Source organism: Agromyces sp. Soil535 (genome assembly GCF_001428255.1).
Lineage (GTDB): Bacteria > Actinomycetota > Actinomycetes > Actinomycetales > Microbacteriaceae > Agromyces.
In genome coordinates this window covers 42,470-62,795 of record NZ_LMRW01000026.1, presented here as the reverse complement: position 1 = coordinate 62,795, position 20,326 = coordinate 42,470, and the positions used below count along the sequence as shown (strand labels likewise).

Below are 20,326 nucleotides of genomic sequence, written 5' to 3'. Positions count from 1 at the left end.
AAGGTCATGAGGAACGCACCAAGGACAGCACTGGCGCTCGGCGTCGGCGCTGTCACCACAGCACTGCTCCTCTCCGGCTGCACGCCCGGTGGCGATTCCGGTGATACCACCGGTCCGATCACCGACGAGCAGCGAGAGGAGGCACTGAGCACCCCCACCGAGCTCACGTTCTGGACGTGGGTACCCGACATTGAGAACGAGGTCGCCCTGTTCGAGGAGGCGTACCCCGAGATCGACGTCACGGTCGAGAACGTCGGCCAGGGCCTCGTGCACTACCAGAAGCTCCGCAGCGCGATCGAGGCCGGCGAGGGCGCACCGGATGTCGCGCAGGTCGAGTACCAGTACATCCCGTCGTTCGTGCTCCCCGAGTCCCTGCTCGACCTTACGCCGTACGGTGCCGACGACCTCGCCGACGGCTACGTCGGCTGGGCGTGGAACCAGGTGTCGCCAGGTGACGAAGTGTGGGCGATCCCTCAAGACGTCGGGCCGATGGGCAACCTGTACCGCGAGGACATCCTGGCGGCGGCCGGAATCACCGAGCCGCCGGCTACGTACGACGACTACGCAGTGGCCGCCAAGGCCGTGAAGGATGCCACGGGCTCGTACATCTCCAACCTCGGCGCTACCCAGGCCGGGCAGATGATCGGCTTCTTCTGGCAGGCGGGCATCAAGCCCTTCGGCTACGACGGATCCGAGACCGTGAAGATCGACGTCAACAGCGCCGAGGCCAAGGAGGTCGCGACCTACTGGACCGAGCTGATCCAGGCCGACCTGATCTCGACCGACGTCGACTTCAACGACACCTGGTACCAGGGCCTCGCGAACGGCAAGTACGCCGGCTGGCTCACCGCAGCGTGGGCTCCCGTGTTCCTGCAGGGCACCGCAGAGAGCACGTCGGGCCTCTGGCGCGCAGCTCCGCTCCCGCAGTGGTCGGCGGGCGAGGAGGTCTCGGGCAACTGGGGCGGCTCGTCCGACGCGGTGCTCGCCTCGAGCGAGAACCCCATCGCGGCCTACGAGCTCGCGAAGTTCATCAACAACGACGAGGAGTCGGCGATGATGCTCGCGACGGAGCAGTTCCTCTATCCGCCGCAGGTGTCGGTGCTCGAGGATCCCACGTTCGTCGACCAGCAGTCGGAGTTCTACGGCGGCCAGGAGGTCAACAAGCTGTTCGCCGAGATCTCCACAACCGTCGACACCGACTTCGAGTGGGTTCCGTTCATGGACTACGTCTATTCGACCTACGAGGAGACGATGGGCACCGTGATCGCGGACAAGGGCGACATCGCCGCAGCGCTCGACGTCTGGCAGGACGAGCTGGTGAAGTACGCGGAGGACCAGGGCTTCACCGTCGAGTGAGCCCGCGGGGCGCCCGCCGACCGAAGCGGCGGGGGCCCTGCTCCCACCTCCGGCTGCCCGTCCGTCCATCGCCGAGCCGACATCCACCAAGAGAAGGAGCCGCCATGTCGAACTCCCCGGCGCTCACTGTCGAGCGCCCCTCCGCCGCACCACCACCGAAGCGCCGCGCGAGCACGACGAAGCGCAAGCAGCACCTCGCCGCGTACCTCTTCCTCCTGCCGTTCTTCGTCGTGTTCATCACGATGCTGGTGGTGCCCCTCGTCTACTCGGGGTACCTCAGCCTGTTCGAGAGCAAGCTGATCGGCGGCGAGGTCTTCACCGGGCTCGGCAACTACGTCCGGGCGATCACCGACCCGCTCTTCCTCGAAGGTCTCGGCCGGGTGGGCCTGTTCTTCATCGTCCAGGTGCCGATCATGCTCGGCCTGGCACTGTTCTTCGCCCTGGCGCTCGACAGCTTCCGGGCTCGCGGCTCGAAGGCCATCCGCCTGCTCATCTACATGCCGTACGCCGTGCCCGCGGTGGTCGCCACGCTCATGTGGGGGTACCTGTACGGGCCCGACTTCGGCCCGATCGCGCAGATCTCCCGGGCGGTGGGGCTCGGGACACCCGACTTCCTCTCGGCCGAGAACATGCTCGGCTCGATGATGAACATCGTCACGTGGGAGTTCGTCGGCTACAACATGATCATCATGTACGCGGCCCTGCGGTCGATTCCCACCGAGCTGTACGAGGCCGCCGAGATCGACGGCGCCGGTCAGTTCCGACTCGCCTGGAGCATCAAGATCCCGGCCATCCGCCCGGCGATCCTGCTGACGATCATCTTCTCGGTCATCGGGTCGTTCCAGTTGTTCGCCGAGCCGAGCCTGCTCTCGATCATCGCGCCCAACGTGGTGATCAACTCGTACACCCCGAACTTCTACGCCTACAACCTCGCGTTCGTGAACCAGGAGCTGAATTACGCGGCATCCATCGCGTTCCTGCTCGGGATCGTCATCGCGGTGGTCTCGTACATCGTGCAGCTCGGTGCGCAACGACGCGAGCGACGTGAACGGGGGCTGTCATGACCTCGACGGAGACCCGCGCGGCGGTGACGATCGGCGACGCCACGGGATCGCGCCGCGCCGCGCGCCATTTCGCACCCGAGCGGCGTAGGAGCACCTTGCTCACGGTGCTGCTCTGGCTGTGCGTACTGTACTTCGTGCTGCCGTTGTGGTGGCTGCTCGTCTCGTCGACCAAGGACAACGCCGCGCTCTTCACGACGTTCGGCCTGTGGTTCGGTGGGGACTTCTCGCTCTGGGAGAACCTGCAGACGCTGTTCTCCGTGCGCGACGGCATCTTCACGCGCTGGCTCGTGAACACCTTCGTGTACTCGATCAGCGCCGCGGTCGGTGCGACGCTGCTCTCCACCATGGCGGGCTACGCGTTCGCGAAGTACGAGTTCCCCGGCAAGAGGGCGCTCTTCAGCGCGACGCTCGGCGCGATCATGATCCCGCTCACGGCGCTGGCGCTCCCGACCTACCTGCTGTTCTCCTCGGCCGGCCTGACGGACACCCCGTGGGCGGTCATCGTCCCGTCGCTCGTCAGTCCGTTCGGGGTGTACCTCATGCGGGTGTACTCGGCGGATGCCATCCCCGACGGACTCATCGAGGCGGCACGCGTGGACGGGGCGGGTGAGTTCCGGATCTTCTGGCAGGTCGGCCTGCGCCTGCTCGGGCCCGGTCTCGTCACCGTGTTCCTCTTCTCGCTGGTCGCGACGTGGAACAACTACTTCCTGCCGCTGATCATGCTGAACAGCTCGGACCTGTATCCCATCACTGTCGGCCTCGCGCAGCTCCAGTCGGCGGCAAGCCAGGGCGGCGGCTCGCAGGCGCTGTTCTCGACGGTGATCACCGGCTCGCTCGTCTCGATCGTCCCGCTCGTGCTCGCGTTCCTGTTCCTCCAACGGTACTGGCAGTCAGGGCTCGCGACCGGAAGCGTGAAGGAATGAACGACGCGCGGCGGCTCGCCAGCGAAGCTCTTCGAGGAGGGACGACGTGACGATCTGGTACGGCGGCGACTACAACCCCGAGCAGTGGCCGAGGGAGGTCTGGGACGAGGACGTGCGCCTCATGAACCGTGGCGGCATCACGCTCGCCACGGTCGGCGTGTTCTCGTGGGCCCGCCTTGAGCCGCGCCCGGGCGAGTACGACTTCGGGTGGCTCGACGAGGTGCTGGATCTCCTGCACGCGAACGGGATCCGCGTCGACCTCGCCTCGGCCACCGCCTCGCCGCCGCCATGGCTCGCGGTGCGGCATCCCGAGACGCTCCCCGTGACCGAGGACGGCGTGCGACTGTCGGTCGGCAGCCGACAGCAGTACTGCCCGAGCTCGCCCGTCTACCGAGAGCGGGCGCGAGAGCTCGTCACCCGACTGGTGGAGCGGTACGCGCAGCATCCGGCGCTCGAGCTCTGGCATGTGAACAACGAGTACGGATGTCACGTCAGCCGCTGCTACTGCGATGTGTCGGCGGCCGCGTTCCGGGAGTGGCTCGCGGCGAAGTACGGCTCGATCGACGAGCTCAACCGGGCGTGGGGCACGGCGTTCTGGTCGCAGCGGTACGACTCGTTCGAGGAGGTCATGCCCCCGCGTACCGCACCGACCTTCCGCAACCCGACCCAGCTGCTCGACTTCGATCGCTTCTCGAGCGACGAGCTGCTGGCCTGCTACCGGGCGGAGGTCGAGGTGATCCGCGCGCGTTCCGACGTTCGGATCACGACCAACTTCATGGGCTTCTTCAAGCCGGTGGACTACTGGAAATGGGCGCAGGAGGTCGATGTCGTCTCGGACGACACCTACCCCGACCCGGCCGATCCCATGTCGCCCGCCTACGCGGCCATGGTGCGCGACCTCATGCGGTCGCTGGGCGGCGGAGCGCCCTGGCTGCTCATGGAGCAGGCGCCGAGCGCGGTGAACTGGCGCGCGCAGAACGCGGCGAAGTCGCCCGGACAGATGCGCGCGTGGTCGTACCAGTCGATCGCGCGCGGCGCCGACGGCGTGCTGTTCTTCCAATGGCGCCAGTCCGCCGCAGGGTCGGAGAAGTTCCACTCGGGCCTCGTGCCGCACGCCGGCACCGACACACGCGTCTGGCGTGAAGTTGAGCAGCTCGGCGCCGAGCTCGGCGCGCTGTCGGAGCGCACCGGCGACGACGCCATCGCGGGGACGAGGGTGCCGTCCAGCGTCGCGATCGCGCTGGACTGGGACAGCTGGTGGGCGGTCGAGCAGCCCGCGTCGCCGACCACCGTCTCGTACGTCGAGGTCCTGTTCGCGTGGCACCGGGCCCTCAGCTCACTCGGATTGGCGGTCGACTTCGTCCGCGCGCAGGACGACCTCTCCGGCTATCGCGTCGTGGTGGCACCGGCGCATTTCGTCATCACCGACGCCCAGGCCGCGAACCTCGCCTCGTTCGCGGAACGCGGCGGCACGCTCGTCGTCGGCTTCTCCTCGGGGATCACCGACGAACACCTGCACATCCGGCTGGGCGGGTACCTCGGCGAGCCGCTCCGGGCCGCGCTCGGCGTGTGGATCGAGGAGTTCGCCCCGCCTGCCGCACCCGATCTCCGCGCGACGGGCGGCCAAGCGCCGCCGCCGGTGCCGCTCACTGGCGAGCTGCTCGGAGACGACGCGTTCGGCGTCGTGTGGAGCGAAGCCGTGCGCGTGGAGGATGCCGAGATCCTCGCCCGCTTCGGCGGTGGCGCGCTCGAGGAGTGGCCGGCGGTGACCAGGCGCACGGTCGGCGGCGGCCGCGGCTGGTACGTCGCGACGCTGCCCGAGCACGGCGCACTGCGACGCCTGGTCGAACGCGTCGTCACCGACGCCGGGGTCGACGTGCTGCCCGTTGCGGCGAGCGGCGCGAACGTGGAGTGCGTCCGGCGAGGGCGATCTCTGTTCGTCATCAATCACGGGCCTGATGAAGCCCGGATCGACGTCGATGGGATGGACATCCTCACGGGCCGAGCGGCCATGGGGCTGGTGCTCCCGCCGCAGGGCGTCGCGATCGTCGGCAGCTGAGGTCACCGCCGCAGGCGGCGGTACGCCGTCGCCGCGAGCGGCAGGAACACGAGCGTGATCGCGAGCGGCCAGACGGATGCCGCGAGCACCGCGTGCTCGGCGAGCCAGCCGCTCGTGACGCCCGTGGGGTTCCCGAACAGCTCACGTGCCGCCGTCGCGGTCGCGGACACCGGATTCCACGAGGCGATCACGCCCAGCCAGCCGGGCATCGTCTCGGCGGAGACGAACACGGTCGAGAGGAAGCCGATCGGCCAGACGAGCACCTGCACCGCCGTGGTCGCGCCGGCACCGCGGAAGCGCAGGCCGAGGAAGATCCCGAGCCAGAGCAGCGAGAAGCGGAGCCAGAGCAGCAGCAATACGCCGAGCGCGATCTCGGCGGGGCCGGTGGTCGGGCGCCATCCGATGAGGAGCCCGCCGACCATGAGCACCGCGAGGCCGAGCACCGAGTTGGCGAGGTCGGCGATCGCGCGACCGAGTGCCACCGACGTGCTCGAGATGGGCAGCGAGCGGAAGCGATCGGTGATGCCGCGCTTCGCATCCTCCGCCATGGCGGTCATCGTGCCCTCGAGTCCGAACAGCATCGCCAGGGCGAACATGCCGGGCAGCAGGTAGGAGATGTAGTCGCCGCCGCCCGGCACCTCGATGGCCCCGCCGAAGAGGAACCCGAACATGAGGATCAGCATGAGGTTGAACGCGAGGCCGAAGACGAGGCCCCAGGGCTCGCGCACCCAGTGCAGGAGGTCGCGGCCCGCGATGAGCCATCCCTCGCGCAGGGCGTTCGAACGCCGGTCGCGCAGGCCGGGCGCGGCGGCGATGACGGGGTGCGGATGTGTCGTGGTCATCGTGCCTCCTCGGAAGTCAGGGCGGTGCGCGGGGTGTCTCGATCCTCGGCGGGTGCGGTGAGGTGCAGGAACACCTCGTCGAGGGTGGGGCGGCGCAACGCGAGGTCGTCGACCTCGAGCGAGGCGGCGTCGAGTGCGCGCACGATGGACGTGAGCGCCTTGCCGCCATCGGCGACCTCGACCGTGATCGTGCGGGTGTCACGGTCGACGGATGTCTCGGCTCCCGTCGCGTCGCCGACCACCCGCGCGGCCTCCGCAAGCCGACCGCCGTCGGCGAGCGCGGCGTCGACGCGGTCGCCTCCGATGCGCCGCTTGAGCTCCGCGGGAGTGCCCTCGGCGATGACGCGGCCGTGGTCCATGACCGAGATGCGGTCGGCGAGCTGGTCGGCTTCGTCGAGGTACTGGGTGGTGAGCAGCACCGTGGTTCCCGCGGCGGCGACCTCGCGCACGGCCTGCCACACCGTGGCGCGCCCGCGCGGATCGAGTCCGGTGGTCGGCTCGTCGAGGAACAGGATCGCCGGGGTCAGCACGAGGCTCGCCGCGATGTCGAGGCGACGGCGCATGCCGCCCGAGAACCCGGACACCGCCCGGGTCGCAGCATCCGCCAGCGCGAATGCCTCGAGCAGCGCCTCGGAGCGCTGCACGGCCTTCGGCTTCGAGAGGCCGCTCAGCCGGGCGAACAGCGTGAGGTTCTGGCGGGCGGTGAGGGCCTCGTCGACCGCGTGGAACTGGCCGACGAGGCCGATGCGCTCGCGCACGGCGCGCGGGCGGCGGCGCACGGCGAGGCCGGCGATGGTCGCGGTGCCCTCGTCGAGCTCGGTGAGCGTGGTGAGGCACCGCACGGCCGTGGTCTTGCCGGCGCCGTTGGGTCCGAGGAGGCCGTGCACGGTGCCGGCCGCCACGGTGAGGTCGAAGCCGTCGAGCGCCTGCGTCCGCCCGTAGTGCTTGCGCAGGCCGGCCGCCTCGAGGGTCGGGGATGGGTTCGAGCCGGATTTCTGAGTATCGCTCTCTTTCAGCGTACGTTGTACGGGGTTATTCTTAAACCGTACAGCATACGGAGAATGTAGGCTAGCCCCCATGTCGACCGAATCCACCGGGCGAGGCGAACCCGACCGCACTCTCCGGTTGCTCTGGCGCGACCGGCTCGGCGAGCCGGTGGGGTCGCGCGGCCCCAAGCAGCGCACGAGTGTCGATGCCGTGGTCGACGCCGCGATCGAGATCGCCGATGAGGAGGGCATCGAGACCCTCTCGATGCGCCGCATCGCCGACCGTCTCGGGCTGAAGCCGATGTCGGTCTACACCTACGTGCCGGGCAAGGCGGAGCTCATCGACCTCATGGTCGATCGCGTCGCCGGTGAGCAGCCGCTGCCCGCGCCCGGCGGATCGCTCCGCGAGCGCCTCGAGCAGGTCGCGCGCCTCGCGTGGAACGAGTACCTGCGGCATCCGTGGCTGCTCGCCATCGACACGAGCCGGCCCCCGCTCGGGCCGAACGTGTCGGACCGGTGGGAGTGGAGCCTGCGCGCGATCGAGGGCCTCGGCCTCAGCGACCTCGACATGGACCAGGTGATCACGCTCGTCACGGGCTTCGTCTCCGGGCCCGCGCGCGCCTATCTCGATGCCGAGCGCCTGCGTCGCACGTCCACCGAGAGCGACGAGGAGTGGTGGGAGCGCAACGCCCCGATCCTCGAGCAGATCATGGATCCGACGCGTTACCCCATCTCCGGCCGCGTCGGGCAGGCGGCGGGCGAGGAGTACGGCGCCGCGGCCGACCCCGAGCGCGCATTCCACTTCGGACTCGCCCGCGTCATCGACGGCATCGAGGCGTACGTGAAGTCTGCGGGTTGAGGAGGCGCGCAGCGCCGTCTCCAAACCCATACGCTCGCGTGGTGAGCGGGTTTCGAGACGCGGCTGCGCCGTTCCTCAACCCGCGAAGGGGGTTACTCCGCGGGCGGCTTCAGGAGCGCGCCGGCCGCGATCCCCACGACCAGTCCTGCCGCGAGCCACAGCCAGAAGCCCGTCCAGAGGCTGATGCCGACGCCGACGATCGCGCCCACCACGAGGCCCACGATGAGCTGCTTGCGTCGGGCGGAGGACATCGGTTCGGAGGCCATGCCACCAGCCTAGGCGCGGCGCGAGCGGGCGGGTCACCGCACGCGCGGCACGTACTCGCGCACGTGCGCCACCTCGAACACGAGCGGATGCGACGACGTGTCGCGGGGGGCATCCGTCGGGAGCTCGTAGACGTCGAGCATGAGCTGCACCGGATAGGCGATGGCCTGGTCGACCGTCTTCGCCAGCCGACCGTCGATGAAGAACCGCACGCGGTCGGGCAGCCACTCGACCGCATAGTCGTGGAACTCGGTGAGGTCGCCGTCGACGCGCACCTTCTCGAAGTCCATCGCGAGGCGCGGGTCGTGCTGCGGCTTCACCCCCACGCCGACGAGTCCGCTCTCGTCGCCGATCTCGCTGCCGAAGATCTCGAAGATGCAGAGCTCGCCGCAGTCACGGGGCTCGTCCTCGAACCCGATCGGCCAGAGCGCGACCATGGCCTGCGGGTGCCGGATGCCGCGGGCCCGCGCCTCGATGACGCCGAAGTGCGGCAGCCAAAGCCGCTCCTCGTCCTGCGCCTCGCGCACCACGAGCCCGGCGCGGAACCGGTGCTGGCCGATGCCGCTGCCCACCGGTCCCGAGAACTGGCCGGTCTGCAGGTGGGAGACGCGCACGTCGCCGTCGAACTCGGGTGACCAGGGCTCCGTGTCGGCGTCGATGCGGAGCTTCAGCGTGCCGCCCGAGACCTCGTAGCGGGCGCGCGTGGCCGCGCGAGAGCTCCAGTGCGGCGTGTAATACGGGAACCAGCGCGTGTCGGCGAGGTCGTCGCCGTCGAACTGCTCGTCGACGACGAGCGTGTACCCGCTGAGGTCGAGCGTGGCGTCATCAGTCATCGTCGCACCCTCTCCCCGCTGCCTGCGTGCCTGCTGCCTCAGATCAGGCCGAGCGCGCGCACGGCCTCGCGTTCGTCTTCGAGCTCGGCGATGGATGCCGCGATGCGGTACCGCGCGAACGCGTCGAGGTCGAGCCCCTGCACGATGCGCCACGCCCCGTCGACGGACTCGACGGGGAACGAGGAGACGAGTCCCTCGGGCACGTCGTACGACCCGTCGGAGACGACGGCGGCGCTCGTCCAGCCGTCGGTCGTGCCGTGCACCCAGTCGCGCACATGGTCGATCGTCGCGCTCGCGGCGGACGCGACCGACGACGAACCGCGCACCTCGATGATCTCGGCGCCGCGCTTGGCGACGCGCGGGATGAAGGCGTCGACGAGCCACTCGCGCGCGGCATCCGTCCCGCCGAGGCGGGCCGCGAGAAGCGCCGGCACCGAGTTCCCCGCAGCCGTCGCGTGTGCGACATCGGGAAACTGCGTCGCCGAGTGATTGCCCCAGATCGTGACGTTGCGGATCTCGCCGACGGGCGTGCCGACGTCGGGCGCGAGCTGCCCGAGCGCGCGGTTGTGGTCGAGGCGGGTGAGTGCGGTGAAGCGGTCGGCCGGGACATCCGGCGCGTGCGCCGCGGCAATGAGCGCGTTCGTGTTGGCCGGGTTGCCGACCACGACGACGCGCACGTCGTCGGCCGCGTGCGCGTTGATCGCCTCGCCCTGCGGCCCGAAGATTCCGCCGTTCGCGGAGAGCAGCTCGCCGCGCTCCATCCCCGCCGTGCGGGGACGTGCGCCGACCAGGAGGGCGAGGTTCGTGCCGGAGAACGCCGCCGCGGCCCCGTCGAACACGTCGACGTGGGTGAGCAGTGGGAACGCCGAGTCCTGCAGCTCGAGGGCCGCACCCTCGGCCGCGCGGACGCCCTGCGGGATCTCGAGGAGGTGCAGGCGCACTGGGGTGTCCGGCCCGAGCATCCCGCCGGATGCGATCCGGAAGAGGAGGGCGTAGCCGATCTGCCCCCCGGCGCCCGTGATGGTGATGGTGACCGGCTTGACGCTCATGTTGCGAGCCTACCCGGGCCGGGTGCTGGAGCCCTCAGCACTCCACGGAGTAGCTTGTGCACGTGGGCTGCCCCGGGAACGGGAGGTGCGACCTGGACCCCATCGAGGCCCTGTACGAGCGCGAGGCCGAGGAGCGACGCCTGAACGCCTTGCTCGACGAGGCGCGCGCAGGAGGCAGCGGGATCGCCATCGTCGACGGCGCCGTCGGCTCGGGCGTCACCTCGCTGCTCGACGAGAGCGCCCGCAGCGCCGCGCACGCCGGGATCACCGTGCTTCGCGGCCGCGGGGCGGCGTCACTCGAGGCGGCGTCGCTCGCGCCGGTGCTCACCTCCATCGGTGCACATCTCGATGGGATGCGCGCCGTCGAACGCGCACGCCTGCTCGACGGCCTGGGCGGCATCGCGGAAGCGCTCGGCGGCCGGCTCGAGACATCCGCGCCCCTCGCGGAGACCGCGCTGTTCGAGTCGGTTGCCCGGCTCGCTCGGCGGCTCGCGACCGAGCACGGGCTGCTCTGGGTCATCGACGACGTTCACCTTGCGGACCGCATGACGCTCTCGCTGCTCACCTACCTCGCCGCACGCGGCGCGCCCCGGGGCGTGGTGGTGCTCATCGGCCAGCATCCGTCGACCGGGCCTGCGCTCGCCGACCTGCGACGCGCCGTTCGCTCAGGCGGCGGTTCGCTGCTCGAGCTCAGCCCGCTCTCCGATGACGCGGCCGCCCGGTTGGCTCGGCGGATCCGTCCCGACCTCGACGACGAGGGCGTGGCCGTCATCGTGGCGCGATCGAACGGCAGCCCGAGCATCGTGCGGGCGCTCGCGGAGGCCGATTCGATGACACCTGGTGTTGCCCGGCTCGACGCCCTGCTGGAGCGTGCACTCGCCGGTGCCGACGAGGGCGCCCGAACGGTGTTCGAGCTGATCGCGGTCGCCGGCGCCGACGTGCCGCACGCTGCCCTGGCGCGCCTCGACGGCACGCCGGACCTCGATCGGTCGTGCCGCCAGCTCATCACGCGAGGCCTCATCGAGCGCACCGAGTCGCCGATCGGCACCGCCTATCGGGTCACCGCGCCTGCGCTCGCTGTCGCCGTCGACGACGCCCTCGGCGCCGGCCGCCGCCAGCTTGCGCACGCCCAGCTGGCGGCGGCGCTCGAGCAGGTGCCCGGCGTCGACGCCGAGGCGCTGGCACCGCACTATCGTGCGGCCGCGCAACTCCTCCCGGCGGATCGGACGGTCGAGATCCTCGTCGAGGCGGGCACGCAGGCGCACGAGCGCCGCGCCTTCCAGGCTGCGATCCCCAACCTCGAAGCGGCGCTCGCGATCGGCGCCCTCGCGCGAGAGCGCGTTCCCGAGGTACTGGCCCGCCTGGGCGATGCGTACTACCTCACGGGCCGTCCCGAGGACGCCGTGCGGGCATTCCGCCGGCTCATCGGGCTGGTGCCCGATGACGACCCGAGTGCCGAGGAGGCCCGATTCGTGCTGGCGTGGATCCGGTCCGACGTCGAGGGTGGCCGCGTGCGGGTGCCGGCGAATCCAGGCATGCCCGGCCGGGCACACTCGACGGCGGAGCAGGCCGTGCTGGACCTGTTCATGGTCGACCGGTTCGCCGAATCCGATCGTCTCGACGCCGCGGCCGGGCGCCTCCGCGCGCTCGATGTGCCCGGCGCCAGCGTCGAGCAGCGCGCCGCGGCAGCGCTCGGCGACGCGCTCGGGTCCTGGGCCGACCTCGAACTCGCCCGTGCACATTGCGAGCGGGCGCTCGCACTCGTCGTCGACGCGCCGCACTCGGTGGTCGCCCAGGCCGTGGCCGCGGAGCTGGCGCGGCTCTGCCTCGCGCTCGGCGACATCGACGCGGCCGACCGGGCAGGGCAACTTGCCGTCGAGCTGGTGCACCGGGGCGGGCCGATCGCCGTCGAGGCTTCGGCACGGTGCCTGGGCGCGCTGCTGCCGATGCTCCGGGGCGACCTACCCGAGGCCCGTCGGCCGAACGCGGTCTCGCGCTCGCGAGACGCTCCGCCACGCCACGGGTCATGATCCGGGGGCTCGCCGTGCTGGCGTTGCTCGATGCCACGCAGGCGCGAGCTCGCGAGGCGGTGGCGAACCTCGGAGAGGCGGAGCGCACGGGGTTGGCCCGATTCGGTGAGCCGCGGATCCTCACGATGGTCGACTGCGTCCACGCGGAGCTCGCCCTTCTCGACCCGTCGCGCTCGCCGCAGCTCCCCGAGCGCACCCTGTACCGGGTCGACGGTGCGGTGCAGTTGTGGCACCCCACGCTCGTCGGCCGGCTTGCGATCGCCACCGGCCGGCTCGACGATGCGGACGCTCGGGTCACCACGCTGCGCGAGCTCGGCCGATGGAGCAGCGCGGCGGCGGCGCTCGCCGACCGGCTAGAGGGCCTCCGGCGCGGCGCAACCGGCGCGACGCGCGACGCGGCGGACCTCCTCGCCGGGGCGGCCGACCGTCTCGCCGCCGCCGGCCTGGGACTGCCCGCCCATCAGGCACGACTCGAATGGGCCGAGACATCGGTACCCGGTGCGGTCGAGCGCGACGAGCTGCTCGAGCTCGTCGACTACTTCGACACGCAGGCCCTCCGCTCGTGGGGCGATCGGGCGCGTCAGGCCGCCCGTGCCCACAACGTGCGGGTCGCGCCCCGGCGGCGCGCCGGCGACGGCCTCACGCGCAGGGAATCCGAGGTCGCGGAGCTCGTGGCCGAGGGGCGCAGCAACGCCGAGATCGCCTCGGCACTGTTCCTCAGCGAGCGCACGGTCGAGACGCACCTCGCACACATCTACCGGCGCCTCGGCCTCGCCTCACGGTCGGCGCTGGTGCGCTACCTCACCGAACGCGAGCAGGCCGATTCGCAGCGCACCGACTGAGATTACGTGGCGGCACGGATGGCGACGAGGGGTGACGGGTCGGAGCATCGAACCATGCTCGAACAGATGAAGTCATATCGCCGGCTCGACGAGGCAGACGCGGCATTCGGCAGCAAGGCCGCGCACCTCGCCGCACTCCGTCGTGCCGGATTCCCGGTCCCCGACGGCTTCGTCCTCGCCCTCCGCGGCGATGACCGAGATGTCGCCGACATCGAGGAGGTGGTGCGGGCCGCGCGCGAGCGGGGCGTCGACTATGCGGTGAGGTCCTCGGGGTCGCACGAGGATCAGGCGCACGAGGCCGGGGCAGGTCGGTACACCACGATCCTCGGCGTCCGAGGCGACGATGCATTGCGCGACGCGATCGCGCGCTGCCTCGCCTCGGGGCAGGGGGAGCCGATGGGGGTCGTCGTCCAGGAGATGGTCGACGCGGATGTCGCGGGCGTCGCGTTCACGGTGAACCCGGTGAGCGGCGCCGAGGAGATCGTGATCGAGGCGGTCGCGGGCCTCGGCGACCGCCTCGTCTCCGGTGAGGCCACACCGCAGGAATGGACGATCGCGGGCACTCGCGCGACCGGTTCGGACGCGGCATCCGGCCCGCTCGACGAGGGCGGCGCCCGGCTCGTCGCGGATTGGGCGCGGAAGGCCGCCGAGCTGTTCGGGACGCCGCAGGACGTCGAGTGGGCGATCGCCGGTGGACGCGTCAGCGTGCTGCAGGCACGACCGATCACGACCCTCGTCGAACAGGTGCCGATCCCCGTGGACGTGCCGCCGGGGTACTGGGTGCGCGAGCCGGGCCACGCGCGCATGCCGCGCACGCCGCTGACCTGGTCGTTCAACGAGAACGAGGCGGTGGCGCTCTACGCGGAGGCATCCGGCGCGCTCGCATGCCTCGCCGGCCGGATCATCGGCGGGTGGATGTACATGACGGTCGAGCCCGTCGGCGCGCCGCCCCCACGTCCCGGCGGCGGAGACCCGACGCCGCCGGCGTGGCTGATGCCGGTGCTCCTCGCGATGTCGGGGCAGGCTCGTCGGCGCATGCGCACCTCTCGTCGCGTGATGCGCGACGACCTCGCCGGCGAACTGGTCCGCAGGTGGCGCGACGAGGTGGCTCCGTCGTTCCGTGCGCGGATCGCGGACCTGCGGGACACCGATCTCGCCCTGCTCACCGAGGCCGAGCTCACCGCGCATCTCGCGGCCGCGGCCGACCTCGCCCGCGAAGGCATGAGGATGCACTTCACCATGTCGATCCCGTACGAGTTCGGCACGGCCGACCTCGCCTTCACCTGCCGTGACCTGCTGGGCTGGAGCGACGAGGAGTCGCTCGAGCTGGTCGTCGGGCTCTCGGAGGCGTCGTCGGCGCCGGCGCACGAGCTGCGACGTCTGAGCCGGCTCGACGACGACGATCCCGCCTTCGACGAGGGACTCGCCAGGTTCCAGCGGGTCTACGGATGCCGCGCACTCGACCTCGAGCTCTCGCAGCCGACCCTCGCGGAGTCGCCGGAGATCATCGCGGCGACCCTCGAACGGCTTCGCGCGAACGACTACGACCCGGACGAGGAGGCCCGCGAGCTGGCGAAGCGCCGCGCCGCGTGCACCGCTCAGGCGCGAGCGGCGCTGTCGCCGCGCGATCGCGCGAGGTTCGACGCGGTGCTCGCGCGCGCCGAGCTCGTCTATCCGCTGCGCGATGAGAACGTCTTCCTCACGATCGACGCACCATACGCACTCGTGCGGTACGCCGCGCTCGAGTCGGGCCGGCGGCTCGTGCGTCGCGGTGCGATCGCCGCGGCCGACGACGTGTTCTACCTCGACGTCGACGAGCTGCTCACGGCCATGCGAGGGGTGCCGGACCCGCTGGGCGGCCGCATCCGGCTCCGGCGCGGCGAGCGGGCGTGGGCGCTGGCGCATCCCGGGCCGACGACGTACGGGACGCCGCCTCGCGGGGAACCGTCGTTCCGGCGGCTGCCGCGCTCGGCGCGGTTCCCGACCGAGGCGATGATGTGGATCGGCTCGCGGATCGTCGGGCTCGAGGACAGTACGCGTGCCCGCCCGCCCGCGGGTGAGCCGCTCACCGGGATACCGGCCTCGCCCGGCAGCTACACCGGTCCCGCGCGCATCGTGCACGAGGAGACGGACTTCCATCGGATCCGGCCGGGCGATGTGCTCGTGTGCCCTTCGACCCGGCCGTCGTGGTCGGTCATCTTCCCATCGCTCGGGGCCGTCGTCGCCGACAGCGGGGGGAGCCTCTCGCACCCGGCGATCATCGCCCGGGAGCATCGGCTCCCCGCGGTCGTCGCGACCGGCTACGCGACGTCGACGATCGTCGACGGGCAGCTGGTCACGGTCGACGGGAACGCCGGTGTCGTCACGATGCACGCCGTCCCGGCGCCTCGGCGGGCCTGAGGGCGCGCGGACCCGTCGAGCGGAGTAGGTTGTGCACGTGGAAGTCGAGGGTTCCGCACCATTGCGGAGACCCAATGACGAGCGGATGCCGCTTCCCGCGGCACTGCGAACGTGGGCGTTCGCCACGGGTTACCTCGGGCTCGCTTCCGCGCTCGCGCTCGCGCTGTTCTTCGGGCTCGCCGATCCGTTCGGCGTCGAGCTCCGCACATGGTTCTGGCTCGGCCCCGCGAGCGACGTGCTGAGCGTCGCGCTCGCGCCGACGCAGATCGTCGCCGCCATACTGCTCTGGCGGGCGCTCGCCCCGAGCGCGACGCTCGCTGCGCTCGCCGTGGTCATGTCGCTCGCGACCGCGTACATGGCGGTCACCACCGTGCGCATGCTCATGGGCGTGGCGACCCTCGACGACCAGTACGTGGCCGCGATCCCCGCGATCGTGCTCATGTTCGGATTCCTCCTCGCCGTCGGACTCGTCGGCTCGCGGCGCGACCGGATGTCCCGCCGCCTCGCTCGATGGGCGGTCGTGATCGGCGCAGCCGGGGTCGCCGCCATGCTCGCATTCGCCATCGGATTCGCGCTGCCCGCCGGATCGGCCGGTCAGTGGACGGTCTTCGTCATCGGCGGCATCCCCGCCGCCATCGCCTACGTCGCCTATCCCGTGTGGTGGCTCGTGCTGGGCTCGGGCCGCGCGCCGAGGTGAGCGGCGGCTCACGTTCGGCGCGGCTCCGCTCGGGGCATCCGGCCGTTCGTTACCGTGTGGTCATGAGAGATCTGTATCCGGAGATCGAGCCGCTCGAATCGGGCCTGCTCGATGTGGGAGACGGACAGCACATCTACTGGGAGGTGTCCGGCAATCGCGAGGGCAAGCCCGTGGTGTTCCTGCACGGCGGCCCCGGGGCCGGCACCAGCCCGACGCACCGGCGGCTGTTCGACCCCGCGCGTTATCGGATCGTGCTGTTCGACCAGCGAGGCTGCGGTCTCTCGATCCCGCACGCGAGCGAGCCCGCCGCCGACCTGTCGTCGAACACCACCTGGCACCTCGTGGCCGACATGGAGCGGCTCCGCGATCACCTCGGCGTCGACCGCTGGCAGGTGTTCGGCGGGTCCTGGGGGAGTGCCCTCGCGCTCGCGTATGCCCAGACGCACCCCGAGCGCGTCACCGAGCTCGTGCTGCGGGGGATCTTCACGCTGCGCCGCCAGGAGCTCGACTGGTTCTACGAGGGCGGCGCCTCGGCCGTGTTCCCCGACCTGTGGGACGACTTCATCGCGCCGGTCCCGCTGCTCGAGCGCGGCCACCTCATCGAGGCCTACGCGCGGCTGCTGAAGGACCCCGACCCCGGAGTGCACGAGCCGGCCGCAATCGCGTGGTCCCGATGGGAGGCGTCGACGATCACGCTGCTGCCGCAGGCCGACACGATCGCGCGTTTCACCGAGCCGGAGTACGCGACCGCGTTCGCGCGCATCGAGAACCACTACTTCCGCCACGGCGGCTGGTGGGAGGAGGGGCAGTTGATCCGCGACGCGACGCGGCTTGCGGGGATCCCTGCGGTGATCGTGCAGGGTCGCTACGACATGTGCACGCCCGCCATGACGGCGTGGGACCTGCACCTGGCGTGGCCCGAGGCGGAGTTCCACCTCATCAGCGACGCCGGGCACGCGTTCGACGAGCCCGGCATCCTCGATGCCCTGATCCGGGCGACGGACCGGTTCGCCAGGGGCGACGCCGACGAGGACGACGAGGATGCCGAGGACGACGCCGACGAAGGCGACGAGGATGCCGAGGACGGCGCAGACGACGACGGCGAGGAGGCCGAGGGCGGTGCCGAGCGCGGAGGCGGCCGCGATGGCGATGACGACGGCGAGAAGGGCGAAGAGGGCGAAGAGGGCGAGAAGGGCGAGAAGGGCGGCAAGGGCGAGAAGGGCGAGAAGGGCGGCAAGAGCGATGAGGACGCGCCCGACGCCGACGGCCCTGATGCGGCATCCGAGGCGGATGTCAACCCGCCGCCCGAAGACCGTGGCAAGCGGACGCGCGGGAAGGGCGCGGGGTAGCGTCGGACCATGACGTTCAACCCCAACGCCGACATCGGCGGGGGCAAGGCTTCCAAGCGCGGACGCAACACGGGCATCGCCGTCGGCGGCGGCCTGGGCGTGATCGCGCTGCTCGTGCTGTCGCAGTTCCTCGGCGTCGACCTCACCGGACTCATCGGCGGCGGCGCGGCGCCCGAGACCGAGTCGTCGCTCGAGCAGTGCCGGACCGGCGCCGACGCGAACGCGAACGTGGAGTGCCGCATGGTCGGTGCCTCCGCGTCGCTCGAGGCGTACTGGTCGGAGGAGGGGCCGGCCCTCGGCCTCGACTACGTGGGCCCCCAGGACTTCGTGCTCTTCAGCGGCGCCACGACGACCGGGTGCGGCAACGCGTCCTCGGCGACCGGGCCGTTCTACTGCCCGCCCGACCAGACCATCTACATCGACGTCACCTTCTACGAGGAGCTGCGCACCAGGTTCGGCTCCAGCGGCGGCCCCCTCGCCGAGATGTACGTCGTGGCGCACGAGTGGGGCCACCACGTCCAGAACCTCGCCGGCGTCCTGGGGCGCGCGCAGGACGGCCAGACCGGCCCGACGTCGAACGCGGTGCGCATCGAGCTGCAGGCCGACTGCTTCGCGGGCGCGTGGACGGCGAACGCCTCGGAGGTGCCCGACGAGCGCGGCGTGCCGTTCCTGCAGCCGCTCACCGACGCGCAGATCGCCGACGCGCTGAGCGCGGCCTCGTCGGTGGGCGACGACCGGATCCAGCAGGCCACGCAGGGGCAGGTGACCCCGCACTCGTTCACGCACGGCACGAGCGACCAGCGTCAGCGCTGGTTCACGACGGGATTCGAGCAGGGCGCCGCCGCCTGCGATACCTTCTCGGCTTCCCAGCTCTGATCGGCCCCGCCGCAGCCACGCGTTCGCGGTGTTACGACCGCGGGAGGCGCAGTCAGCCGAGTGCGGCGGCGATCGCCTGGCCGAGTTGCACGGGCTTCGTGAACTGCGGCCAGTGGCCGGTGGGCAGGTCGACGTAGTCGACCCGCTTCACCCGCGCGAGCTCGCGCGTGAACGGTGACTCCGCCGCAATCCACTCGACGAGGGCCGCGCTCGGGAACTCGCAGGCGATGATCGTGATCGGCACGTCGTAGCGGCGCTCGTCGCGGAGCTCGATCGGGTCGTAGGCGACGCCCTTGGGCTCGGGGATCGAGCGTGCGCGGAACTTGGCGCGCAGGTCGTCGTCGAGGTCGATGAGGTCTTCGTCGCTGAAGTCCGACCAATCAGGAAGGGGGATCTCGCCGTCGACGACGGGCAGCCCGTCGTTGATCGAGTTGCCGGGGCCGAGCGGGCCGGCGTCGACGTACACGATGCGCGCGATGCGCTCGGGCCGGGCGTCGGCGACGCCGTGCGCGATCGCGCCGCCGCCGGAGTGGGCCACGAGCACGATCTCGGCGTCGTCGTCGAACGCGTCGACCACACGAACCACGGCGTCGATGTGGTCGCGCAACCCGATGCCGGAGCGGTCGGCGTCGACCGACTCGAGGCCGGGCAGGGTGAGCGGGTGCACGCGGTGGCCGGCCTCTTCGATGAGGGGCGTCACGCGCTCCCACGACGACGCGTCGAGCCAGAAACCGGGGATGAGGATGACGTCCATGGGTCGACGCTACCGCCGGCCGCCGACAACCGGAGCGTCGCGGTCCACGACCCCGCGAGGCCCCGAACGACGCTCCCGGGCCTCAGGCGGCGACCGGTCGCGGGGCGCGCTGCACGCCCGCCGTGGCGAGCACCACGATGCCGGCGGCGAGCACCGCGAGGCCGACTATGCCGCCCGTCGTGAGCGTCTCGCCGAGCACCGCGACCCCGAGGATTCCCGCGGTGAGCGGCTCCGCGAGCGTGAGGGTCGACACCGTCGCGGGCGCGAGTCCGCGGAGCCCGATGCCGAACAGCACGTACGCGAGCGTGGTGGCCACGAGCCCGAGCCAGAGCGCCATCGCGAGTCCGGGCCCCGTCGCGAGCCACGAGGCATCCGTCGCCGCGAGCAGCGGCACGCTGGCCACCGCCGCGAGGCCGAAGAGCGCACCCATGCTGCCGGTCGGTGTCCAGCCGCGGTCGAGCAGCGCCTTCGCGGCGAGGGTGTACACCGCGTAGGAAGCGCCGGCGCCGAGCGAGGCGAGCAGGCCGAGCGGATCCGCCGCGGCGTGCCCGGCGTCGGTCGCCGCCGCGAGGATCGCGACCCCTGACGTGGCGATCGCGGTGGCGACGAGCCAGCGATGACCGGGATAGCGGCGCCGCAGCATCCAGTCGAGCGCGCCCGTGATGACGGGCGCCGAGCCGAGTGCGACCACCGTGCCGACCGCGACCCCGTTCGCCTCGGTGCCCGCGAAGAAGGCGGGCTGGTACGCGACCACGCCCAGCGCGCCGATCACGACGAGCAGCCACGACGGCAGCGGATGCCGCGGGGCGACGCCGGGCGTCGGCGCGGCGGATGTCCCGGTCGCACCGCGTGGCCGCCCGGCGAGGTGGAGGAGCAGGGCGACCAGCCCGAGCGCGCCGCCGCCGATCAGGATGCGCGCCGCACCCACCGAGGCGGAGCCCGCCTCGGGCCCGAGGGCCTGGGCGGTACCGGTGGTGCCGAAGCACACCGACGCGAGGAGCACCGCGAGCACGAATCGCATCCCATATTGTTACACAATCCGACGACCATCACACGCGGATGCCGGCCTACCCCCCATTGGGGGGCATATGCAATTCCACGCATGCTCATAGGATCGCTTCACCCCTACTCGAAACAGGAGCA

The 20,326-nt window shown here is 71.3% G+C and carries 17 protein-coding genes and 1 pseudogene; 11 read left to right on the top strand and 7 right to left on the bottom strand.

Annotation, left to right across the window (positions count from 1 at the left end):
- Positions 1-6: 6 nt before the first annotated feature.
- The 4 genes from ASG80_RS18815 (at position 7) to ASG80_RS18800 (ending at position 5,402) form a co-directional block, all read left to right on the top strand.
- Positions 7-1,356: an ABC transporter substrate-binding protein gene (locus tag ASG80_RS18815; protein WP_235508403.1), complete on the top strand. Its 1,350-nt coding sequence runs from the start codon at positions 7-9 to the stop codon at positions 1,354-1,356.
- Between the two features lie 104 nt (positions 1,357-1,460).
- Entirely contained in the window at positions 1,461-2,420 is a 960-nt protein-coding gene (locus ASG80_RS18810; RefSeq protein ID WP_056733587.1) for a carbohydrate ABC transporter permease, read from the top strand.
- Complete coding sequence (locus tag ASG80_RS18805) at positions 2,417-3,343, top strand: carbohydrate ABC transporter permease (protein WP_056733585.1); 927 nt, start codon at positions 2,417-2,419, stop codon at positions 3,341-3,343. The genes ASG80_RS18810 and ASG80_RS18805 overlap by 4 nt, the downstream gene beginning before the upstream one ends.
- Positions 3,344-3,389: 46 nt before the next feature.
- The gene (locus tag ASG80_RS18800) at positions 3,390-5,402 is read left to right on the top strand and encodes a beta-galactosidase (RefSeq protein WP_056733583.1); all 2,013 of its coding nucleotides are present in this window, start codon (positions 3,390-3,392) and stop codon (positions 5,400-5,402) included.
- A 2-nt stretch (positions 5,403-5,404) separates the two neighbouring features.
- On the opposite strand, the gene ASG80_RS18795 is transcribed toward ASG80_RS18800, so the two are convergent.
- Both ASG80_RS18795 and ASG80_RS18790 read right to left on the bottom strand, forming a co-directional pair.
- Positions 5,405-6,244: an ABC transporter permease gene (locus tag ASG80_RS18795; RefSeq protein WP_056733581.1), complete on the bottom strand. Its 840-nt coding sequence runs from the start codon at positions 6,242-6,244 to the stop codon at positions 5,405-5,407.
- On the bottom strand, positions 6,241-7,197 hold the full coding sequence (locus tag ASG80_RS18790) for an ATP-binding cassette domain-containing protein (RefSeq protein WP_255355616.1): 957 nt from the start codon (positions 7,195-7,197) through the stop codon (positions 6,241-6,243). The genes ASG80_RS18795 and ASG80_RS18790 overlap by 4 nt, the downstream gene beginning before the upstream one ends.
- A 124-nt stretch (positions 7,198-7,321) precedes the next feature.
- On the opposite strand from ASG80_RS18790, the gene ASG80_RS18785 reads away from it, so the two are divergent.
- Positions 7,322-8,089, top strand: a complete 768-nt coding sequence (locus tag ASG80_RS18785) for a TetR/AcrR family transcriptional regulator (protein WP_056733580.1) — start codon at positions 7,322-7,324, stop codon at positions 8,087-8,089.
- Between the two features lie 92 nt (positions 8,090-8,181).
- Here the strand turns inward: ASG80_RS18785 and ASG80_RS23740 are convergent, their stop codons facing one another.
- The 3 genes from ASG80_RS23740 to ASG80_RS18775 are packed head-to-tail and all read right to left on the bottom strand — an operon-like array spanning position 8,182 to position 10,235.
- Positions 8,182-8,355, bottom strand: a complete 174-nt coding sequence (locus tag ASG80_RS23740) for an HPP family protein (RefSeq protein WP_156401951.1) — start codon at positions 8,353-8,355, stop codon at positions 8,182-8,184.
- 33 nt (positions 8,356-8,388) lie between these two features.
- Positions 8,389-9,186, bottom strand: coding sequence for a glycoside hydrolase family 16 protein (locus ASG80_RS18780; protein WP_082590678.1), 798 nt, complete (start codon positions 9,184-9,186; stop codon positions 8,389-8,391).
- A 38-nt stretch (positions 9,187-9,224) separates the two neighbouring features.
- Complete coding sequence (locus ASG80_RS18775; protein ID WP_056733576.1) at positions 9,225-10,235, bottom strand: malate dehydrogenase; 1,011 nt, start codon at positions 10,233-10,235, stop codon at positions 9,225-9,227.
- 62 nt (positions 10,236-10,297) lie between these two features.
- On the opposite strand from ASG80_RS18775, the gene ASG80_RS18770 reads away from it, so the two are divergent.
- The 6 genes and pseudogenes from ASG80_RS18770 to ASG80_RS18745 all read left to right on the top strand — a co-directional run bounded on the left by ASG80_RS18770 (position 10,298) and on the right by ASG80_RS18745 (position 18,429).
- Positions 10,298-12,265 carry an AAA family ATPase gene (locus ASG80_RS18770; RefSeq protein ID WP_162256654.1) on the top strand — a complete coding sequence of 656 codons (1,968 nt, stop codon included), beginning with the start codon at positions 10,298-10,300 and terminating at the stop codon, positions 12,263-12,265.
- A complete protein-coding gene (locus ASG80_RS18765; RefSeq protein WP_056733572.1) occupies positions 12,262-13,107 on the top strand; it encodes a helix-turn-helix transcriptional regulator in 846 nt (281 codons plus the stop codon). Before ASG80_RS18770 ends, ASG80_RS18765 begins: the two co-directional genes overlap by 4 nt.
- 54 nt (positions 13,108-13,161) lie before the next feature.
- Positions 13,162-15,507 (top strand): PEP/pyruvate-binding domain-containing protein, encoded by a 2,346-nt coding sequence (locus ASG80_RS18760; protein WP_056733570.1) that lies wholly within the window; start codon positions 13,162-13,164, stop codon positions 15,505-15,507.
- 85 nt (positions 15,508-15,592) lie between these two features.
- Positions 15,593-16,204, top strand: coding sequence for a hypothetical protein (locus tag ASG80_RS18755; RefSeq protein WP_056733569.1), 612 nt, complete (start codon positions 15,593-15,595; stop codon positions 16,202-16,204).
- Positions 16,205-16,266: 62 nt separating this feature from the next.
- Positions 16,267-17,217 (top strand): annotated as a pseudogene (pip, locus tag ASG80_RS18750) (prolyl aminopeptidase); the annotation flags it as partial.
- 345 nt (positions 17,218-17,562) lie between these two features.
- Complete coding sequence (locus ASG80_RS18745) at positions 17,563-18,429, top strand: neutral zinc metallopeptidase (RefSeq protein ID WP_056733567.1); 867 nt, start codon at positions 17,563-17,565, stop codon at positions 18,427-18,429.
- 52 nt (positions 18,430-18,481) lie between these two features.
- Here ASG80_RS18745 and ASG80_RS18740 read toward each other — a convergent pair whose 3' ends face one another.
- Together ASG80_RS18740 and ASG80_RS18735 are read right to left on the bottom strand one after the other, a co-directional pair.
- Positions 18,482-19,183: an alpha/beta fold hydrolase gene (locus ASG80_RS18740; RefSeq protein ID WP_056733565.1), complete on the bottom strand. Its 702-nt coding sequence runs from the start codon at positions 19,181-19,183 to the stop codon at positions 18,482-18,484.
- Positions 19,184-19,265: 82 nt separating this feature from the next.
- Complete coding sequence (locus ASG80_RS18735) at positions 19,266-20,204, bottom strand: EamA family transporter (protein WP_056733563.1); 939 nt, start codon at positions 20,202-20,204, stop codon at positions 19,266-19,268.
- Positions 20,205-20,326 lie beyond the last annotated feature (122 nt).